The 19,591-nt window shown below is 49.2% G+C and carries 18 protein-coding genes; 9 read left to right on the top strand and 9 right to left on the bottom strand.

Going from position 1 to position 19,591, the window contains the following annotated elements; all coding sequences use genetic code 11:
- Positions 1–2: 2 nt before the first annotated feature.
- Together C3B52_RS13340 and pdxR are read right to left on the bottom strand one after the other, a co-directional pair.
- The gene (locus tag C3B52_RS13340) at positions 3–200 is read right to left on the bottom strand and encodes a hypothetical protein (RefSeq protein WP_103106581.1); all 198 of its coding nucleotides are present in this window, start codon (positions 198–200) and stop codon (positions 3–5) included.
- 130 nt (positions 201–330) lie between these two features.
- Positions 331–1,761 (bottom strand): MocR-like pyridoxine biosynthesis transcription factor PdxR, encoded by a 1,431-nt coding sequence (gene pdxR, locus C3B52_RS13335; RefSeq protein ID WP_103106580.1) that lies wholly within the window; start codon positions 1,759–1,761, stop codon positions 331–333.
- A 129-nt stretch (positions 1,762–1,890) separates the two neighbouring features.
- On the opposite strand from pdxR, the gene C3B52_RS13330 reads away from it, so the two are divergent.
- Both C3B52_RS13330 and C3B52_RS13325 read left to right on the top strand, forming a co-directional pair.
- Positions 1,891–2,685, top strand: coding sequence for a thymidylate synthase (locus C3B52_RS13330; RefSeq protein WP_103106579.1), 795 nt, complete (start codon positions 1,891–1,893; stop codon positions 2,683–2,685).
- A complete protein-coding gene (locus C3B52_RS13325; protein ID WP_103106578.1) occupies positions 2,682–3,155 on the top strand; it encodes a dihydrofolate reductase in 474 nt (157 codons plus the stop codon). The genes C3B52_RS13330 and C3B52_RS13325 overlap by 4 nt, the downstream gene beginning before the upstream one ends.
- 70 nt (positions 3,156–3,225) lie before the next feature.
- On the opposite strand, the gene C3B52_RS13320 is transcribed toward C3B52_RS13325, so the two are convergent.
- The 3 genes from C3B52_RS13320 to C3B52_RS13310 are packed head-to-tail and all read right to left on the bottom strand — an operon-like array spanning position 3,226 to position 4,896.
- The gene (locus C3B52_RS13320; protein WP_103106577.1) at positions 3,226–4,053 is read right to left on the bottom strand and encodes a class I SAM-dependent methyltransferase; all 828 of its coding nucleotides are present in this window, start codon (positions 4,051–4,053) and stop codon (positions 3,226–3,228) included.
- Positions 4,054–4,059: 6 nt separating this feature from the next.
- Positions 4,060–4,689, bottom strand: a complete 630-nt coding sequence (gene yqeK, locus C3B52_RS13315; protein ID WP_103106576.1) for a bis(5'-nucleosyl)-tetraphosphatase (symmetrical) YqeK — start codon at positions 4,687–4,689, stop codon at positions 4,060–4,062.
- Between the two features lie 21 nt (positions 4,690–4,710).
- Positions 4,711–4,896, bottom strand: a complete 186-nt coding sequence (locus tag C3B52_RS13310) for a hypothetical protein (RefSeq protein WP_103106575.1) — start codon at positions 4,894–4,896, stop codon at positions 4,711–4,713.
- Positions 4,897–5,075: 179 nt separating this feature from the next.
- Here C3B52_RS13310 and C3B52_RS13305 point away from each other — a divergent pair, with 179 nt between their 5' ends.
- From C3B52_RS13305 to cimA, 5 genes are all read left to right on the top strand, one after another.
- On the top strand, positions 5,076–6,071 hold the full coding sequence (locus C3B52_RS13305; RefSeq protein ID WP_103106574.1) for a PHP domain-containing protein: 996 nt from the start codon (positions 5,076–5,078) through the stop codon (positions 6,069–6,071).
- 81 nt (positions 6,072–6,152) lie between these two features.
- Complete coding sequence (locus C3B52_RS13300; RefSeq protein WP_103106573.1) at positions 6,153–7,346, top strand: M20 metallopeptidase family protein; 1,194 nt, start codon at positions 6,153–6,155, stop codon at positions 7,344–7,346.
- A 110-nt stretch (positions 7,347–7,456) separates the two neighbouring features.
- On the top strand, positions 7,457–8,578 hold the full coding sequence (locus C3B52_RS13295; protein WP_103106572.1) for a YheC/YheD family endospore coat-associated protein: 1,122 nt from the start codon (positions 7,457–7,459) through the stop codon (positions 8,576–8,578).
- Between the two features lie 177 nt (positions 8,579–8,755).
- The gene (locus tag C3B52_RS13290) at positions 8,756–9,595 is read left to right on the top strand and encodes an alpha/beta hydrolase (protein WP_103106571.1); all 840 of its coding nucleotides are present in this window, start codon (positions 8,756–8,758) and stop codon (positions 9,593–9,595) included.
- Positions 9,596–9,767: 172 nt separating this feature from the next.
- Positions 9,768–11,390 carry a citramalate synthase gene (cimA, locus tag C3B52_RS13285; RefSeq protein WP_103106570.1) on the top strand — a complete coding sequence of 541 codons (1,623 nt, stop codon included), beginning with the start codon at positions 9,768–9,770 and terminating at the stop codon, positions 11,388–11,390.
- Positions 11,391–11,458: 68 nt separating this feature from the next.
- Here cimA and C3B52_RS13280 read toward each other — a convergent pair.
- Both C3B52_RS13280 and C3B52_RS13275 read right to left on the bottom strand, forming a co-directional pair.
- Positions 11,459–12,648, bottom strand: a protein-coding gene (locus tag C3B52_RS13280) for an IS3 family transposase (protein ID WP_103106485.1) whose coding sequence is annotated in 2 segments (ribosomal slippage) — positions 11,459–12,360 and positions 12,360–12,648 — 1,191 coding nt in all. Because the reading frame shifts where the segments join, the coding sequence is not laid out codon by codon here.
- A gap of 91 nt (positions 12,649–12,739) precedes the next feature.
- Positions 12,740–13,612, bottom strand: coding sequence for a helix-turn-helix transcriptional regulator (locus C3B52_RS13275; RefSeq protein WP_103106569.1), 873 nt, complete (start codon positions 13,610–13,612; stop codon positions 12,740–12,742).
- Between the two features lie 131 nt (positions 13,613–13,743).
- Here C3B52_RS13275 and fabF point away from each other — a divergent pair, with 131 nt between their 5' ends.
- A complete protein-coding gene (fabF, locus tag C3B52_RS13270) occupies positions 13,744–14,988 on the top strand; it encodes a beta-ketoacyl-ACP synthase II (protein WP_103106568.1) in 1,245 nt (414 codons plus the stop codon).
- 177 nt (positions 14,989–15,165) lie between these two features.
- Positions 15,166–16,662: a DHA2 family efflux MFS transporter permease subunit gene (locus C3B52_RS13265; protein WP_103106567.1), complete on the top strand. Its 1,497-nt coding sequence runs from the start codon at positions 15,166–15,168 to the stop codon at positions 16,660–16,662.
- An 83-nt stretch (positions 16,663–16,745) separates the two neighbouring features.
- Here the strand turns inward: C3B52_RS13265 and C3B52_RS13260 are convergent, their stop codons facing one another.
- Both C3B52_RS13260 and C3B52_RS13255 read right to left on the bottom strand, forming a co-directional pair.
- Positions 16,746–16,976 (bottom strand): DUF1128 domain-containing protein, encoded by a 231-nt coding sequence (locus C3B52_RS13260; protein ID WP_103106566.1) that lies wholly within the window; start codon positions 16,974–16,976, stop codon positions 16,746–16,748.
- Positions 16,977–17,004: 28 nt separating this feature from the next.
- A complete protein-coding gene (locus C3B52_RS13255) occupies positions 17,005–19,497 on the bottom strand; it encodes a DUF3656 domain-containing U32 family peptidase (RefSeq protein WP_103106565.1) in 2,493 nt (830 codons plus the stop codon).
- Positions 19,498–19,591 lie beyond the last annotated feature (94 nt).

Genomic DNA, 19,591 nt, shown 5'->3' with positions numbered 1-19,591 from the left:
GCCTATAGATTATAGAGATAGACTGACAAGGCAATCAGCAGAATCAAGGTAATGATCCCATAAATAAGAAGCAGGTTCCGCGAACGATGTACAAAGCTTCGGTTGGTAGCTTCTTCTGGATTGAGTCCGATGCGGAAGGTCAAAACGAAAGCGACGAAAACCAGAACGAAAACAGCAATAATAAATGGCGTAACTGACATAGTAGTGTATCGTCCTTTCTGCAGATAACAGTCATCCTCCGCTTGCGTATCCGGGGATGCTTATGTTTTCTTTCTTCGATCATATAACGATCAACGAAAAAAATGGTCATCCACTTCAAGGTTTTTTTGCTCATCCACTGGTAGTGAAAGCATCTTTAAAACGGGCGACTGCTTCGGGGATATAATCCAGCTCGGCACGACCAAAGGTGAAGCGGACAAACCCCTTTTGCGCCCCAAAGAGATGGCCGGGAACAAAGACGACACCCCGTTTTACCGACTCGGTAAGCAAGCGCTGCTCGCTCCAATCGCCAGCCAGCTGACACCACAAATGGATGCCGCCCTCTGGACTGATCAGCTTGACCTGATCTTCAAACTGATCCTGCAAGGAAAAAGCCAGCTGATCGCAGCGGATGGATAACTGTGTGCGCAGCTTGTTAATATGATGGACAAAATCAGGTGACTGCAAGAAGCGGTCAGCTAGCCACTGAGGAAAGATGCTATGCCCGAAATCAAATTGCTGCTTGGCATCAGCCAGTCGCTCGATGACGGTTTGAGGGCCGACAATCCAGCCGATGCGAAGGCCCGACGCTACGATCTTCGTCAACGAGCTGATATAGAGGACGGTGCCATGCTTGTCGAGCGATTTTAGAGTGGGAACAGGCTCATTGGAAAAGGATGTCAGACTGTATGGATCATCCTCGATAATGGGAATCCCGTTTTCAGCCGAGATTTCAAGAAGCCGAATTCGTCTCGGAAGCGACAGCAAGGTACCTGTTGGATTTTGAAAGTTGGGATTGAGAAATACCATTTTGATCCGATGCTTGCGATGCAAATCTGCCAGCTGATCCGGATCGATCCCCTCATCGTCCATCGGCAGCGGAAACGTGCGTAAGCCGGCAGAATGAAAGAGCGGCAGCGAGTAGCAATACGAAGGCTCCTCGATGGCTACAGCATCGCCTGGCTTGAGCAGACATTGTACAACTAGATGCAGTGCCTGTTGTGCGCCAGAGGTAACAAGTATCGAGGTGGGAGGCGCATCGATGCTTCTCCATGTCTTCATATGTCCACTCAAGGTTTCGCGCAAGGACCAGTTCCCAAGTGGATGCTCGTAGCCCAAATGATCGGGAAAATCATTGGCAGTCATTAATTGCTTGATGGATTGGTGGGGAACGAGATCCGGTGACAGCTCACCACTTGCCAGATCGATCAGTTCATGCTCATGTGTTTCCCGGCGAATTTTCTGGATCAGGGGCAGGTTCGGGCGAAAGGAGCCTGTCTCCGTCAAATGGCGCCAATTCGGAACGCGTGTGCGAGCCAGACCCCAAATATCCCGGCTCACGAGGGTGCCGCTGCCTTGCCTGCGTTCAACGACGCCAGCCGCCTGCAATTCATCATACGCCGCTACAATTGTGGAACGATTGACGTGAAGCTCTTTGGCCAAGGAGCGTTCTGATGGCAAAAAGCTGCCTGGCCCAAACTCTCCACTGCTAATCCGTTGTTCAATTCTCTCTGCTATCTGTTTGTAGATCGGCTTGGTTGACGACGTCATTTTTTCATCCATGACCATCACGCCTTCTTTCTAAAATACGGTGTGTATGCCATAACTATCCTGCTCATTATAGCATGGATTTCATCATTCAATTTTGCCGCGGTTTGGTTTAGTATAGATGGGTGGAAGGAGTGTTGCGAGATGAAACAATATCTGGACTTGTGCCAGCGAATTTTGGACGAGGGTGTCACCAAGGAAGACCGGACAGGTACGGGCACGATCAGCGTTTTTGGGCACCAAATGCGCTTTGATCTGAGTGAGGGCTTTCCTTTGGTAACAACCAAAAAATTACACACGAGATCGATCATTCATGAGCTTTTGTGGTTTTTGTCAGGAGATACCAATATTCGCTATCTGCAGGAAAATGGTGTTCGCATCTGGAACGAATGGGCCGATGAGAACGGCGAACTGGGGCCAGTCTACGGCAAACAGTGGCGTTCTTTTGCAGGGCGCGACGGCAAAACGGTAGACCAGATCCAATGGGTGATTGACGAGATCAAGCGCAACCCTGATTCGCGCCGCTTGGTAGTCAGCGCGTGGAATCCTGCCGAGCTTGACAAAATGGCCTTGCCACCATGCCACCTGCTATTTCAGTTTTATGTGGCAAATGGCAAGCTTTCCTGCCAGCTGTATCAACGCAGTGCAGACACGTTTTTGGGGGTACCGTTCAATATCGCAAGCTATGCACTGCTCACTCACATGATTGCGCATGTGACAGGCCTGGAAGCAGGCGATTTCGTCCATACGCTCGGAGATGCACATCTGTATACGAATCATCTGGAGCAGGTCAAGCTGCAGCTTAGCCGTGAGCCTATGGCATTGCCAAAGCTGAAGCTCAATCCGGACGTGAAATCAATTTTTGACTTTACCTTTGATGACATAGAAATCGTCGACTATGAATCTCATCCGCATATCAAAGGCGAGGTGGCTGTATGATCAGTCTCATCGTCGCGTATGCGAAAGGTCAAGTGATTGGCAAGGATGGAGACATGCCATGGCATCTGCCCGCTGATTTGAAAAACGTCAAGGAATTGACGACAGGCAAAACGATCGTGATGGGCCGCAAGACATTCGAATCAATCGGAAAGCCACTGCCGAACCGGCGTAATGTCGTACTGACGAGAAGTCGTGATTTTCACCCTGAAGGCGTCGTTGTCGTGCATACCAAGGAAGAGGTAATGGCTCTTGGAGACGTCATCATTTTTGGGGGAGCGGAGATTTACCGGCAATTTCTCGATGTCGTCGATCGCCTGTACATTACCGAGATTGATCTGGAAACAGAGGGCGACACGTTTTTCCCACAGTGGGATCGCGAGGCGTACACCATGGTGGACAAGCGTGAAGGGATTGTGGATGAGAAAAATCAGGTTCCGCATACGTTTTATACGTTTGATCGGAAGAAATAAGTTCTGAATGGCTTTGAAAATAGGAAAAGAAAAAGACCTCTTAGAACAGCTGCACGGTTGTTCAAGAGGTCTATTTTGCTAGCCAGTTGCCCTTTTTCCCAATATAAAGCAGATGTGAAGACATCCCGAGTAGAGCAGGATCCTTTGCTGTTTCAATCAATATTTGTATGACTTTCTCTGCTTCCCCGCGTTCCTGCCAATAACGCCAGTGATCCGGAGTCAAAACGGCCCCGATGTTTGTTGAACCAATCAACTGCATAGTTTGAAAACCGATAGACTCCATAAATGGCCTAATTTCATCGACATGATAAAAATAGGCCCCTGTAAAGCGACCTTCCTCTGCGTGATTAAAGGTTCCTGTTTGATAAAAATCATAGACGGCATCTATTTGATGATGGGGCTTCCAGTTTTCTGGAGCCATTAACGAGGACATGATCTGATTAGTCCTCGAGCGAAAGGCGACAAACACGATCCCATCGCTTTTGGTAACACGGTACAACTCGCTTGCAGCAGTGACACGATCCTCTTCCTTTTGCAAATGGTACATAGGACCAAGCATGAGAGAGGAATCAAAGAATTCAGTAGAGAATTGGCTGAGATTGCAAGCGTCTGACACGTGAAACCCTTGAAACTGATGCAGCAATCCAAATTCAGTTGCCTTTTGACGCGCGATGTCCACAAGCTTGGGGGTGAGATCAGCAAGTGTTACCTGATAGCCTTTTTTCGCTAGTTGCATGGAGTATTTTCCTGGGCCAGCACCGATATCCAGCACAGCTCCTGATTCAGGCAAGTGCTGCTTCATGTAGTGCCAGTTAATAAGAAACTCAAGCGGCTCGCGATCAAGTCTTGTCCATTCCCCTTCCCCAAAGAAAGAATAGTAATCTACTACATGACTCACCTGTGCTCACCTGCCTTCTAAGGATGGTTTCGTTTGACAAAGGTAGCTATACGCCTCTTTCAACCAGGGATGCACGACCCGAAGCTTCTCCCGCTGCTCCCACATATAGGATAGGTAGACAAGAGCGGCGTGCTCTATAGATTTGTCCAAAGCAGATTGAAGCTGATGAAGATAGGGTGGCGTGCCTGCTTGATCCCACGCGATCTTGTCAGCAACAAAGAGGACAAGGTCCATACGCGAGGGCTGCGCCTTTAATGTGGTATGACACTCAATGGCATCCAATACAGCCGCATCTTGTATGGAAAACAAATCACGCGCTATAGCTTTTGAAATTTTCTGATGAATGATCATGGGAAAGGTGCGCTCTTCGGGCAAAATCTTGATGCCGAGCTCCTCTGCAATCGCAATCCGCTGATGGTTAGGGATAATCGCGCTAATGTCATGCAAGTATCCAGCAATCCTGGCACAAATCGGATCAATGCCAAAACGGTTAGCCAAACGAGCAGCCTCCTCGGCTACGTGCTTGGAATGTAGGGCAGTATGCTCACAACCATGCAGGCGCAGCAAGCTTTCTGAATCGGTAGAAACATCATGAACCTGCAGCCAGCCTTCTCGCAGCTGTGCGTATGTCTCCATCGTCAAATCCTCCTTTCGCTATCAAGGCTTGTCTACGGAATGATTCGCGTTCTGTGCTTCTGTATCGGTCGCCATGGTGTGTGCCCGCGGTAAGCTTTCACCAGACAAATGCTCGGGCTGCCCATAACGGTTTTGCTTCATCAGACTGCTGACGTAGGAGAGTGCAAGAATACATGCAAGTATGCCTCCGAAAACCATCCACAACATGACAGGTCCTCCTTTTTGCGAATCGATTCCTCATGTAAAACAAATTCCTTTTTATTCCATTTCTCATTATACGCCCTTCATCCACCATTTTCCTGCTATAGATATGCGACATATGTCCTGCTTTGTCAGCATAAAAACAATAGAAAATAGCTGTGGACAATCCCATGGAGGGGATCGGGATGAGAGTTGATTTTCATGTGCATCTAGAAGAAGGACCATACTCGTCGCAGTGGCTGCATCAACTCGCTGAATCGTTTGGACCGACGCTTGGCGATGAGCATAATCAGGGCAAACGCGAATGGGCATACGAGATGGTCGGTCAGCTTGCCAAAAGGCTCAGACAAGGTCCTTATTCAAGGGAGTGGCTCGATCTGTATCGGGCACGCGCAAAGCAAGCAGGGATTGAAGTGGTATGTATGGTTGAACATCTATACCGGTTTGAAGAATTCAGATCGCTGTATGAGCAAAGGCTGCACCTCGCTCAGGATCGCTTAGGACAAATACAGCGCAGCTGGCTGGATTGTGTAATGAACGATTCCTTGGGCGCCTACACGGCTTTTTTGGAGGGAGAAAAAAAGCGCTGGAGAGACGATGGAGTGGAGCTGCGGATTGGCATCGAGCTGGAATATTTTCCGGGCGCAGAGGATGTGCTAGCGGGCGTCATCGAAGCTCACCCATGGGATGTATGTATGGGCTCCGTCCATTTCATCCAAGGCCTTTGTCTTCATCATCCCGAAGCAAAGGACAAGTTTGCTCGAATGGACTTGTCTGTCTTGTACAGCCGTTATTTTGATCTCGTGGAGCAAGCGATCGAAAGCAGACTGTTTGACGTGATTGCGCACATAGACGCTATCAAGGCATTCGGCTATCGCCCTGATGAGACAGCCCTTTTGCCGTACTACCAGCGCGTGGCGCGAGCTCTCAGTCGGTGGAATGTTGCGACAGAAATCACGACAGGCGGCTTTCATCAACCAGTGAGGGAGACTTCGTCCAGCTATCGCCTGCTGGAAATGCTAGCCCATCATGAGGTGCCGATCACGACATCGTCCAATGCGTTTTTCCCTGATCAGGTGGGGAAGCATCTCGATGAAGTACATGCTCTGCTCAAACGTTCAGGCATTGCAGCCATTTCCATATTTGAAAGAAGAAAGCGCAGTCTCCTGCCGCTCGATTAGTCAAGCCCCCATTTCGCTTTCGTTTCTGTTATGATAAAAGGACGAGAAACGAAAAGTGCACCTTGTGGGGGGAGAAAAACGATGTCTTTACAAGCGCAATTAAAAGAGCTGCTGGCAGAGATGGAGCCACAAATCATTAGCTGGCGACGCCATCTGCATCAACATCCAGAACTGTCTTTCCAGGAAGAGAAAACGCCGGCGATGATAGCAGAAATTTTGACAGGACTAGGCTTTGACGAAGTGCGCACAGGTGTAGGCGGACGAGGCGTAGTAGGCGTCCTTCGGGGCAGCAGGCCGGGAGCAGTAGTTGCCCTCCGCGCTGACTTCGATGCTCTGCCAATCCAGGACCAAAAAGAAGTCGAGTACAAATCGACGGTTCCAGGTGTAATGCATGCTTGTGGCCATGATGCGCACACCTCTCAGTTGCTGGGGTTGGCCAGTGTTTTGGCACCCAGACGTGATCAGTTTGCCGGGGAGATTCGCTTTTTGTTCCAGCATGCGGAGGAAGAATCGCCAGGCGGAGCGATCCAGATGGCTGCAGATGGAGCGGTTGATGGGGTCGATGCAGTATTTGGTGTTCATCTCTGGTCCATGCTGCCTGTGGGCAAAGTATTTATCAGCCCAGGCCCGATTATGGCAAACACGGATGATTTCGTGATCGAAATTAAAGGACAGGGCGGTCACGGTGCTGTACCGGAAGAAACAGTTGACTCCATCGTGATCGGGTCGCAAATCGTAGGCAGCTTGCAGACGATTGCCAGCCGCAACGTCAGCCCACTGGCTAGTGTAGTCGTGACCGTGGGTACATTTAACGGTGGAGACAACAACAATATTATTGCCGACAGCTGCCGCCTCACGGGAACAGTCCGCACCTTCTTGCCGGATGTTCGTGATCGTGCCGAACAGCGTTTGACAGAGATTGCAGAAGGGACCGCGGCGATGCTCGGGGGTAGTGCAACCGTGTATTATGAGCGCGGCTATCCTGCAGTAATTAACAATGAAAAAGAAGCGCAAATCGCCCAGGAAGCGGCTATTGCTGCGTTTGGGGCAGATCGTGTGCAGCCGATGAAGCCGTTGATGGGCGGTGAAGACTTTTCCTACTATTTGGAAAAGGTTCCGGGAGCCTATTTATTCGTCGGTGCTGGCAATCCGGACAAACTGGCAAAATATCCACATCACCATCCTCGCTTCGATATTGACGAGGATTGCATGCTGATTGCTGGGGAGCTGTTGGGACGTACAGCGCTTCACTATTTGGAAAAACATCAGGGCTAACCTATGAAAATGCGCTTTTGCCTATCAAGGGTAAAGGCGCTTTTTTTACTTTCAGCCATAAACTGATAGGGAGATAGGGCGAATGTACACAAAGGAGGGTGTTGCCCCCGGTGCGGAAACGGATTGGCATACTAACCTACCGAGGAGAAACAGGATTTGTTGAACCAGGTTTTCTGAGCCGGCTGGTAAAGGAAGGAGTGAAAATGGGCGCTGAGGTCTTTTTGTTCAGTCCGCAGGATGTCCGTTATTCAATCCGCCAAATCAGAGGCTATGTCCCGCTGGAGACCGGCTGGACGAGTGACTGGTACGATTGGCCCGACATAGTCATCGACCGATATCGCTATTATCCGTTAGCTAAGCATAGTATGTATCTGCCTTTTCGCAAGCAGCCATGGTTTCGCTATGCGAATAATCGCTTCTCCAATAAATATCGCGTACACCAGGTACTCGTGCAGGACCCAGAGCTTGCGCGATGGTTGCCAGAGACGTGTCCTTATTCCAAAGAAACGTTGTTTTCCATGCTTGAGCAGCACCGCATGGTTTACTTAAAGCCAACGAACGGCACGGGAGGACGCAGTATTTTGCGAGTGGAACGACAGTCGAGCGGATACGTGCTACACGGCAGGACCAAGCAGCAGGCCAAAAGCAGGGAAAGACTGTACACCCTTGCTGATTTATGCAAAAGACTGGAGAGCTGGATGGATTCAGAGAAGAGCGGGAATGAGCAGTTTTTCTTGCAGCAAGGACTTCAGCTGTCCTTAATACCAGGGAGAACGGTGGATGCACGGCTGCTGGTACAAAAGGACGGCAGTGGCGAATGGCGCCTGACAGGCATGGGCATACGCATAGGGGCAAGTCGTTCATCGACCTCCAATCTGCACGGGGGAGGTTCTGCGGTGCCGGCGGCTGCTTTTTTGATTAATCATTTCGGGCGGGAAGAAGCAGAGCGCATCATTTTGGAGTGCAAGGAGCTGGCGCTTAAAACGGTGTCACGCATCGAGAAGCATTATGGACAGATGATGGAATTTGGATTTGATCTTGGTATCGATATTCAGGGTAGAGTATGGATCATCGAGATCAATCCCAAGCCGGGACGGGAAATATTTCGACAGCTGGGACAGCATAAGCGATACTTGCAGGCTGTGCGCAGACCATTGGAGTACGCTTTATACCTCGCCAATCAAATAGAAGAGCAAGAGCAAGAGCAAGCTCAAGCCCGTTCACAATACTAGGATCTTCCGGTCAACGGAAGGTCTTTTTTTTCTTGCATACTCGCTTCCTGATCAAGCAAGCATAACCTTCTGCTCATCTAGAGCTTTTCTTATTGCTGTTGTTTCTTTTATGAAGGGAACATAGCATACTAGAAGAAAAGTAAAATCGAGGCATATTCATGAAGGAGTGAACGATCAATGATCCATACTACTTTTTCCATTCCGGCAGGAGACGATTTGATCATCCGTGGTGATCTACACGCAATTGAGTCCAGTGGGTCCAAACAGCCACTGCTTATTTTTTGCCATGGCTTTAAGGGCTTCAAGGATTGGGGTAGCTTTCCGTATGTAGCAGAGGAGCTGGCAAAACGGGGAATTGCGACGATCCGGTTCAACTTTAGCTGCAACGGTGTAGGGGAGAGCTTGACTGATTTTGACGAGCTGGAGAAGTTCGGGCGCAATACATACGCACGAGAGATTGCAGATTTAACCGTGCTGACGGAATGGATTACAGCTGGCAAAATTCCTTTACCGAGCTATGTAGACAAAACAAGCCTATATGTACTCGGGCATAGCAAGGGCGGAGGAGACGCGATTCTGTTTGGTGCAGGCAACCCGCATGTCACAGGCATCGTCACCTGGAACGGAATCGCCCATGTCAATTTGTTTGATGAAAAGCTGCGCCAGCAAATTGAGGAAAACGGAGTAGGCTACATACCGAATGCGCGTACAGGCCAAAACATGCCTATTACACGCGTAGTTATTGATGATGTGGATAACAATCAGCAGGAATACGACCTCTTGGAAAAGGTTTCTGTGATGCAGCAGCCTCTGTGCATCATCATTGGCGAAAAAGATTTTGTCCGTCTGGTAGAGGGTGCAAAACGCCTGCACGCGGTTGCCAAAAACAGTGAGCTGCACTGGATAGAGGGCGCCGATCATACGTTTAACACGCGTCATCCGTTTTCGGGAACTTCGCCTCAGCTCGAGGCAGCAATCGAGCAAACGGCAGCTTTTGTCCTCCACCCAAGGACATAGAAAAAACCAGTGATTTCGCGCGTTTTCTTTCCATTTAGGCTATGTTATACTGGGTAACATCCAAAGTTTCAAATGGTGGGATTATTCTGAAAGTTCCAGATTTCAGTATCGTGAATGCTAATAAATTCTGGAGCGTATAAAAAGCTTAAAAACAATGGAAATGGGTGGAGACATGGAGAGCAAGGTGTATCTGTATGATACGACCCTGCGAGATGGTACGCAGGGGGAAGGGATCAGCCTGTCAGTGGAAGACAAGATAAAGATCGCACTGCGGCTGGATCAGTTTGGTATCGATTTTATCGAGGGTGGATGGCCAGGCAGCAATCCAAAGGACATGGCATTTTTCGAGCGCGTCCGGGAGATTCCGCTGCAGCATGCCAAGATTACGGCTTTTGGTAGCACCTGTCGTCCGAACGTAGCTGCATCCGAGGACGAGAATTTGCAGGCGCTGATCGCCAGTGGTGTCTCGGCAGCTGCAATTTTTGGGAAGTCTTGGGATTTGCACGTTACAGACGCTCTAAAAACGACACTGGAAGAAAATATTCGAATGGTAGCTGATTCCGTTGCTTTCCTCAAAGAAAAAGGCCTGACGACGCTCTTTTTGGCGGAGCACTTCTTTGATGGCTACAAGGCGAACCCTCGCTACGCCCTACGGGTACTCGAGGCTGCTGAGGAAGCTGGCGCAGACTGGATTGTTCTGTGTGATACAAATGGCGGAAGCCTGCCACATGAGGTCTATGATATTGTGAAAAACGCCGTGAACCAGCTGCGTGTTCCGATTGGGATTCATCCACACAACGACAGCGGGGTAGCGGTCGCGAACGCTCTGGCAGCAGTTCAGGCGGGAGCAAAGCAGGTACAGGGCACGATCAATGGAATCGGCGAACGCTGTGGAAACGTCAACCTGATCTCTGTTGTACCGAATTTGCAGCTGAAGCTCGGGTTTACCTGCATTTCGAATGAACAACTGCAAGATTTAACGCAGCTCTCTCGTTATGTTGCAGAGATTGCTAATATGACACTGCCTAACAATCAACCGTTTGTTGGACATAGTGCATTTGCGCACAAGGGTGGTATCCACGTGAGCGCCGTGCTGCGTGATCCAAAAACGTATGAGCATATCGAGCCGGAAAATATCGGCAACAAAAGGCGCGTTCTCGTTTCCGAGCTGGCGGGTCAAAGCAATCTGCTGGCAAAAATGGAGGAGCTGGAAATCGATCTCTCGCTGGATCGTGAAAAAGCACGCGAGGTGATTACCCGGATTAAAGAGCGCGAGTTCCAGGGCTATCAGTATGAAGGGGCGGAAGCTTCACTAACACTGATGCTTTTGGAAGCAGCAGGCAAGCTGAAAAACCTGTTCACACTCGACTCGTTCAAAATTTTGATGGAAAAAGCGGCTGTGCAATCGATCACTTCGGAGGCTACAGTAAAGCTTAGCGTCAATGGCGAAACCGTTCATACAGCAGCAGATGGCAACGGTCCGGTCAACGCCCTCGACAATGCCATGCGAAAAGCGCTGGAAGGCTATTATCCTTGCATCGCCAATATGCATCTCGCCGATTACAAGGTACGCGTACTCGATGAGAATGGTGCAACGGCAGCAAAGGTTCGCGTTTTGATCGAATCGGCAAGCAACGGGGAAAAATGGAGTACAGTCGGCGTGTCTACAAACGTGATCGAAGCGAGCTGGGAAGCATTGGCTGACAGTATTCGCTACATGCTGTGGAAGGAAGGCTGTGTGGAAGCCGACAATCACGCTGCAGCAGGAGCGCGTGTAGGCATCATCAATCACTAAACAAAATTGGAACCAAAAGCCTGGCCACTGTGGTCTTACCCCTGTCAAGTAGACACAATTAAAAAAGCCTAAGCAGCCAGTGTGTTTCGGTATTCTACCGGGGCACACTGGTTTAATTTTTTCTGAAACCGTTCATGGTTATAAAACCATATGTATTTTTCAATAGCTTGAAAGAGGTCTTCTTCTGTCTTACACTCAGTAAAGTACAATGTCTCAGTTTTGAGATGCGAAAAAAAGGATTCGATGCAGGCGTTATCAAGGCAGTTTCCTTTGCGAGAGTGGCTGCCACTTATGCCAAGTTCCTTTATTCGCTTATTGTACTGTCGAGACGTGTATTGGAAGCCCTGATCTGAATGTAGGGTTGCCTTCTGCACGTCTCTTTCATCGTTTAGCTGTTCTACAGTGTCTAACACAAGTTGTAAATCATTTCGCTTGGAAATTTTCCAGGCAACAACTTCGTTGTTAAATAGGTCTTGAATGACCGAAAGGTAATAGTAACGGTTATGAAGTGCAACATACGTTATATCTGTTACAAATACCTTATTGGGCTTATCCACTCTAAACTTACGGTTAAGTAAGTTAGGATATACAATGGAAGGAGCTTTACCAAAATAGCGGCGCTTCTTTCTGATGATGGATTGAAGGTTTAATTCTTTCATCAGGCGGTATATTCGCTTGTGATTCGCATTCAATCCTTTCTTCTTTAATGCTATCTGCATTCGTGGATAGCCGTAGTATGGATGCTCCAAATGAATCGCCATCATATGCTTTTTCAAATTTTGATTGGACTCATTTCTTGCTGACGGCCTTCCTTTGGTGCTAAGCCATTTGTAAAAACCCGACCGTGACACTTGCGCGATTTCTACCAACCAAGTAAGTGGATATTTTTTACGCATCTCGTGCATGATCATAAACCGAGTTATTTTCCATACCTTCCCCCCAGATGTAGACTGGGATTGCGCTTTTTTAGGTATTCTACCTGCGCCTTTAAATAGTCCCTTTCCTCTTCAACAGTAGTAAACTTGGTTCTTGGACGACCAACAAATGGGGTGTCACTCGAACGATTCCTTCCTCTTTGATCCACAAAACTTTCGCCGCTATTCTTTTTTCGTACCCATTGTCGAACTTGAGTTTTACTAGGTATCCCTAATTCTTTAGCTATTGCTTCATAACCCATCCCTTCCTCTTGATACATGTTTACTGCCCTCAGCTTAAACTCCTCGGAATATCGCTTGAATGTTTGACCTTTTTTAGCCATGGAAAAATCCCCTCCAAGTAGAGTGTACCACCCACCGTTAGGTGGGCGGGCTTTTTACACTGTCTACTCAAAGGGGATAATATCACTGTGGTCAGGCTTTTTCTTCATAAGCGGTATTTGTTTGCTCGGGCCGTTCCATTAGCTGCCTCAGCTTCGTTTCAGTAGCAGAGTCTGGGTCCGGCGTATAAATACTGCAGCGCAAATCTGCACTGCCCTGTACTTGTAGTGACGTTAGATGGAAAAGCATCTTTCCGGCTTTTGCATGACGAAATTCAATCGAAACCTCAGGAGCCGAGCTGACTTCACTTTTTTCCCAGAGAGCGAGAAAATCAGGATGTACTTCTTTCATTTCTGCTAAAAATTGCTCGTACCACTCATCCTCCACATACTGTCCGTAATAGGCACGGAAAATGGCGAGAAAGCCGCTCATAAAATGCTCCCAATTGACAGCCAGTCGTTGAAATTCTTTTCGCGAAAACAAAAGGCGCAGCATATTTCGCTGTTCATATGGGATCTGTTCAAAATCCATAAACACGTGCGAGGCGGCATCATTCCACCCGACGATGTGCAAGCGTCTGTCTGAAATGATGCACGGACAAGAGCGTAGCTCCTTTAAAATCCGCGAAAGCGAGGGGCTGATCTGCGGGGCCTCTTCTTTTTGGATACTGACTCCGGTACCTGTTTCCATTGCGAGTGCATACAGGTATTTTCGCTCATCTACGGTTAGCTGTAATGCTTTGGCGACCGCGTCCAAAACAGACGCAGACACCTTGATGTCGCGTCCTTGCTCAAGCCATGTATACCAAGTAGCACTAACACCTGCTAGTTGGGCTACCTCTTCTCTGCGCAAACCAGGCGTGCGTCTGCGGGTCCCGGGAGCAAGTCCGACTGATTGGGGCAATATTTTCGCTCGTTGCGTTTTTAAAAACGTAGACAAAGCCTGCAATCTTGTCTGATGATTCATCGTTTTCATCCAATCCTTGGTAGTGGTGGTCATTCTGGTATTCATTATACTAGGATAAACAACAACTTGTAATAGGATAACAGGTGTGACAAGATGGTGTCCATAAGGATAATTACGATAGGGGGATCACGATGGAACGGGTCGTTATTACTGGACTAGGAGTCATTTCACCAAATGGAAATCAGGTTGACCAATTTTGGAATAGCTTGGTTCAAGGGAAGTCGGGCATATCCCGCATTGATACATTTGATACTACGAGATTTAAAACGAAAATAGCGGGGATCGTTCGAGATTTCGATGCGGAGGGGCGTTTCGGACGCAAGGAAGCACGGAGAATGGACCGTTTTTGCCAATATGCGCTAGCAGCAACAGAAGAAGCGATAACCGACTCAGGTATGAATCTTGACCAGCTAGATCGTGAGCGTGTAGGCGTCTATGTTGGTTCTGGAATTGGCGGGGTGCAAACGCTTCTCGACCAGCATGCCGTTTTGCAGGAAAGAGGCCCGGAGCGTGTCAGCCCTACACTTGTGCCCATGATGATCTCTAATATGGCTGCGGCCATGATCAGCATCAAGCTCGGTGTCCAGGGTCCAACGATGTCACCTGTAACAGCCTGCTCGATTGGCAATACAGCGATCGGGGAAGCATTTCGGCTGATCAAAATGGGGGGAGCGGATGTCGTCGTAGCAGGCGGGGCGGAAGCGGCAGTTACCGAAATTTCTCTTGCCAGCTTTGGGAATGCCACCGCTTTGTCCGCGAGAAATGAGGAGCCTACCAAAGCGAGCAGACCATTCGATGCCAATCGAGATGGCTTCGTGATGGCAGAAGGCGCAGGGATACTGATTCTGGAGTCGCTCTCACATGCACAGCGCCGCAATGCTCGTATTTACGCTGAAGTGATTGGCTACGGAGCCAGCTCGGACGCTTATCATATGGTCGCGACTCATCCAGAAGGCACCGGTGCTTATCTAGCGATGAAATCGGCGCTACGGGAAGCGCAGATAGGGCCAGAGGAGGTAGATCTGATCAGTGCGCACGCTACCAGCACCGAAATCGGTGATCGGTCAGAAACAGCAGCCATCAAGCGTTTGTTTGGGGAGAGCGCCTACCGGATTCCTGTTACTGCGAATAAATCGATGATCGGGCACATGTTTGGAGCTGCTGGTGGCGCTGAAGCGATTGCGCTTACCAAAAGCTTGCAGGAAGGGCTGATTCCGCCTACGATCAATCAGGAAGAACGTGATCCTCTCTGTGATTTGGATTATGTGCCGAATCAGGTACGCCGACAACCGAATCTGAATATTGGCATCTCCAATTCATTCGGTTTTGGTGGGCATAATGCAGTGATTGTTTTGAAAAAGTATGAAACAATATAGTCTAAGTCACAATCAAACTCTATAAAAAGATATTGGGAAAGCCTGGCCGTATTGGTCAGGCTTTTATTTAAGCAGCCTGTCCTTTTTTGCTGAATGAGAATGGCAAACACTTCCTCGTTACATACTATCGAGGATTGGAAAACCATTACCTGTAGGCGGAGAAGGAGTAAGACGATCATGGCAAAACATCAAGCAGTGGAAGGCAATTCGATACGTAGAGGGCCGATTCTCGCTGTCATTATTGCGGGTGCCATCGCCGCTTTGCTCAATCAGACGCTATTAAATGTCGCCTTGCCGAAACTGATGGAGCAGTTCCATATCACGACCTCGACCGCACAATGGGTCATTACGATCTACATGCTGGTCAATGGTGTCTTGATTCCGACCACAGCCTTTCTGATGCAAAAATTTACGACGAGACAGCTGTTCATTACCGCCATGAGTCTGTTTGCCGCCGGAACACTTATTTGCGGCATCTCGCCAAGCTTTTCAATCATGCTGGTCGGGCGTGTCGTACAGGCATCAGGCGCGGGCATTCTCATGCCGCTCATGACGAATGTGATTTTCAATATGTTCCCGCTTGAAAAAAGGGGATCGGCTATGGGCATCGTCGGTATCGCGATGGTGTTTGCCCCGGCGATTGGTCCTACGCTTTCCGGATGGATTGTGGAGCATTACTCATGGCGACTGTTGTTTTTCATTGTCCTGCCGATAGCTATTATCGTCCTGATCATTTCCTCTTTTGTATTGAAAAATGTCACCGAGACAAGCAGTCCAAGGCTGGATGTGTGGGGAGTCATGCTCTCGACAATCGGATTTGGAAGCTTGTTGTACGGATTTAGCTCTGCGGGAGGCTTGGGCTGGAGAAATACGGAAGTAATCATTATGCTGGCCATTGGCTGTATCAGTCTGGGAGTGTTTGTGTGGCGGCAGCTAACGATTGATCATGCCATGCTGGAGTTCCGTATTTTCCAGACACCGACCTATACACTGGCGGTCCTCATCAGCCTGATGGTCAACATGTCGATGTATTCAGGCATGATTCTGCTGCCTGTCTATGTGCAAAATATCCTGCATTTTACTCCTGTTCAATCAGGTCTGCTGCTATTGCCCGGCAGTATTATCATGGGGATTATGTCGCCGATAACAGGCAGGCTGTTTGACAAGTTTGGGGCGAAGGGTCTGGCACTGACTGGACTTGTCATCACCATCGTCACGACCTTTGGGTTTACCAAGCTGAGCTTGTATACGACCTACACTTATTTAGTGACTTTGTATACCGTTCGCATGTTTGGTCTGTCGATGCTGATGATGCCTGTCATGACCTCAGGCTTGAACGCCCTGCCGCTGAAATTGAATCCGCATGGAACCGCTATGTCCAATACGATTAATGCGATTGGCGGAGCATTGGGGACAGCATTGTTCGTGACGATCATGACGACGAAAAGTGCAGCACATACAGCGGACATCGTCAGAAGTGAGCATATCAATCCAGCCGATCAGGCACATATGGGCCTGGCTACCATGCAGGGCATGGCGATGGGAACGAGCGATGCGTTTTGGATCGCGACGCTATTTACGGTCATTGCACTGATATTGGCTCTATTTATGCGTAACAACACCCCGCGCAGAAATGAGGTCACAGAGAAAAAACGCGTCCCGCAGCTTTCCTGAGCGATTAGTTGCCAAAAGTCATCATTCAAAAGGAAAAAGCGCCGCCCCACCAATCAGGGAGCGACGCTTTTTTTCGTTTATGATTATGCTTGCTTTCGCATAGCACCCAGCTCTTCGACGATCGCAGTCATTTCGTTGATGCCGAAAGCTGTTTTTTTCTGCACCATGTTGTACAGATACAACAGGTCCTCATAATGCTCCAAATCAAAATCCTCTGGGCGCATGACAGCTGTGTTTGCCATATTCAGCTTTGCTTTGATGCCCTCGATGATGACAGTGAGGTTCTCCACTGTAGGTTGGTTCAGATCAGCCATTGTTTTCTCTCCTCCCGAGAAAAGGTGTTTATTTCGTCAGCTGTCCACGCGTGACGCCCAGTTGGTTAGTTGACTTGAGGGTGCGCCATACATGTGTGCCGCTTACTTCTCCGCGCAATGCTTTGCGATAAAGGTCGATGACTTCTTTTACCCGCTCAGGCTCTTCTTCCAAAAACTCGATCCGATAGCTTCCAACCTGAAGGCCTTGGAATTCCTTCAAATACTCCGCACCAGACTGGTCGATCGCATTGTAGACCGTATTGCGGCAGCCAGTATCGACGCGAACCGGATGAGAGAAGCCAACGCGGTCCTTGAGGGAGATACGGGACGTCTCACAAGGCGTTCCGCAGTTGGTGTGATCTGTTCCTTCACTCATGAAGGTGCAGTAGACGCAGTGCTCGGTATGGAACATCGGCATGTGCTGGTGAATGACGAGCTCCATGTTTGCTGCATTGGAGCGGCCGAGCAAATCAACCATCTGCTGGATATTCAAATCATACGACGGCGTGACGCGCGACAGACCAGCCTCCAGGAACAGCTCGACGGCCTTATGGTTGGCAACATTGAGCGAAAAATCGCCGATCAATGGGATGTCAATTTCGTCCCGACGAGAGAGATAGTAGTAGAGTGCCCCGGTATTGCGCACCAAAATCGCATCCGGCTTGCTTTTGGCGATCAGTGCCAGAACGCCGTTTTCATCCGGCATATGAATGCGCATGGTCGCGATTCCGATCTTCTTGCCGTATTTATGTGCCAGCTTGACCCCTTCTGGATACTGCTTGACGAACTCAAAGTCAGCGTAGAGGAAATCTACGTCTGTTTGAGCAGCGGCCTCCAATTGCTCCAGGGAACGGCACAGAGCGGTCAACAATGGCTTTTCTACTTGCTGCTTTTTCGGAACATCCGCGTACACGTTCACATCCTGATGGCGATAGACAGGTGGCTTGGAACGCAGGAACGTCAGTTGCTCTACTGCTTCCCGGCGCATCCGGTTCAACTCGCTGACAGGGACGATTAGATGACCATCGAGATCAGCAGTCAAATCACCTGGCTCCAGATGGAACAAGGTGCCACCGAGACGGCTTAATTGATCATGCAACAGCTCTGTGGTCAATGGCCGTTTGAGAGCTGCCTCCACAGGCTTTTCAGATGGGACTGAGACTGCATGATTAGCTAGCTTGTCTACCCAAGTGACACTCAGTTTTTCGCCAAGCTTGCCGCTCACATGCACGGCTAACGGGAAGGTGTGGTACGGCTTTTCCGTCTCAAATGTTTTACGCAGTCGTTTGTCCAGCTCAGGATCGCTCGTTTTCCAGACGCGATCCCCTACGTGAAGACGCTTCAGGTTGACATCGTTTCGACCCATCACGATTTCGTACATGCCTTTTTGGACTTCGCCTTCTACTTTTTTGCCACGGGAAAGAATGTCGTAGATGCGTCCGCCTTCTTCTTTTTGCGTCGGGTCGCCCGCGTCAAATACGATTCCATCCCCGCGTTTGACAGGGGATGTGATTTCAACGAGCACAGCGTTGCCCAGGAGCTTTTTGACAGTACCCAAAAACACGCCACGGCTTTTTGGAAACGACCCGTCGACCAGCTGTTTGTTGTTGGTTCCGGTCAGGAAGCCATGAGTGAAGCCACGGGAAAAGCTTTGCTGCAGCTCGCGAACCTCCTGCTCGCTTGGTCCTGTGTCTTGTCCTGCAAAATAACGTTCAATCGCTGCATTGTATTTGCTCACAACGTTAGCTACATATTCCGGAGATTTGAGACGTCCTTCGATTTTAAAGGAAGTGACGCCAGCCTCGATCAGCTCCGGTACGAGGTCGATAGCAGCCAGGTCTTTCGGAGAGAGCACGTAAGCGATGTTGCCCATCTCTTTTTGTACGCCATCCACCATCAGATCATACGGCAAGCGGCAGGCTTGTGCACATTCACCGCGGTTTGCAGAGCGGCCTCCCCACATTTCCGAGGTCAGGCATTGGCCTGAGTAGGAAACACACAGGGCACCGTGGACAAACACTTCCATCGGTAGCTTTGCCTTTTCGCCGATTTTTTTAATTTCTTTCAGAGAGTTTTCACGGCCAAGTACGACACGCTCAATGTCAAAAGGCTTGGTGAACTCAACAGCTTCTGGTGAGGTGATCGTCATCTGTGTCGAGCCGTGAATCGGGAAGTCAGGAGAGATTTCACGAATCAGCTTTACCAGACCGAGGTCTTGCACGATAACCGCATCTACCCCGGCATGAATACAGGCGTCAATCAGCTCACGAGCATCCTCCAATTCGTTTTCAAACACCAGAATGTTAAAAGTAAGAAATCCTTTTACACCGTACATGTGCAAATAGGACATAATCTCAGGCAGTTCCGCCATATGGAAGTTCTCTGCTCGCGCACGGGCGTTGAACTTTTCTACACCAAAGAAAATCGCATTGGCGCCGTTTGCAACAGCAGCCTTCAAACAGTCCCAGTTACCGGCAGGGGCCAACAATTCAATATCTTCACGCTTGATACCATTTCGCATGTGTATGTCTTACCTCCAAGGTCTTCAAACAAGCTCTTCTTCATCATAGGGAAATGTGCAGGTCACCGCAAGGAAAACATCGTCTCTGCCAGAT

Origin of the sequence: Brevibacillus reuszeri (assembly GCF_002897295.1) — a bacterium.
GTDB classification, from domain to species: Bacteria; Bacillota; Bacilli; order Brevibacillales; family Brevibacillaceae; genus Brevibacillus; species Brevibacillus reuszeri_A.
This window is presented reverse-complemented; position numbering and strand designations above follow the sequence as displayed.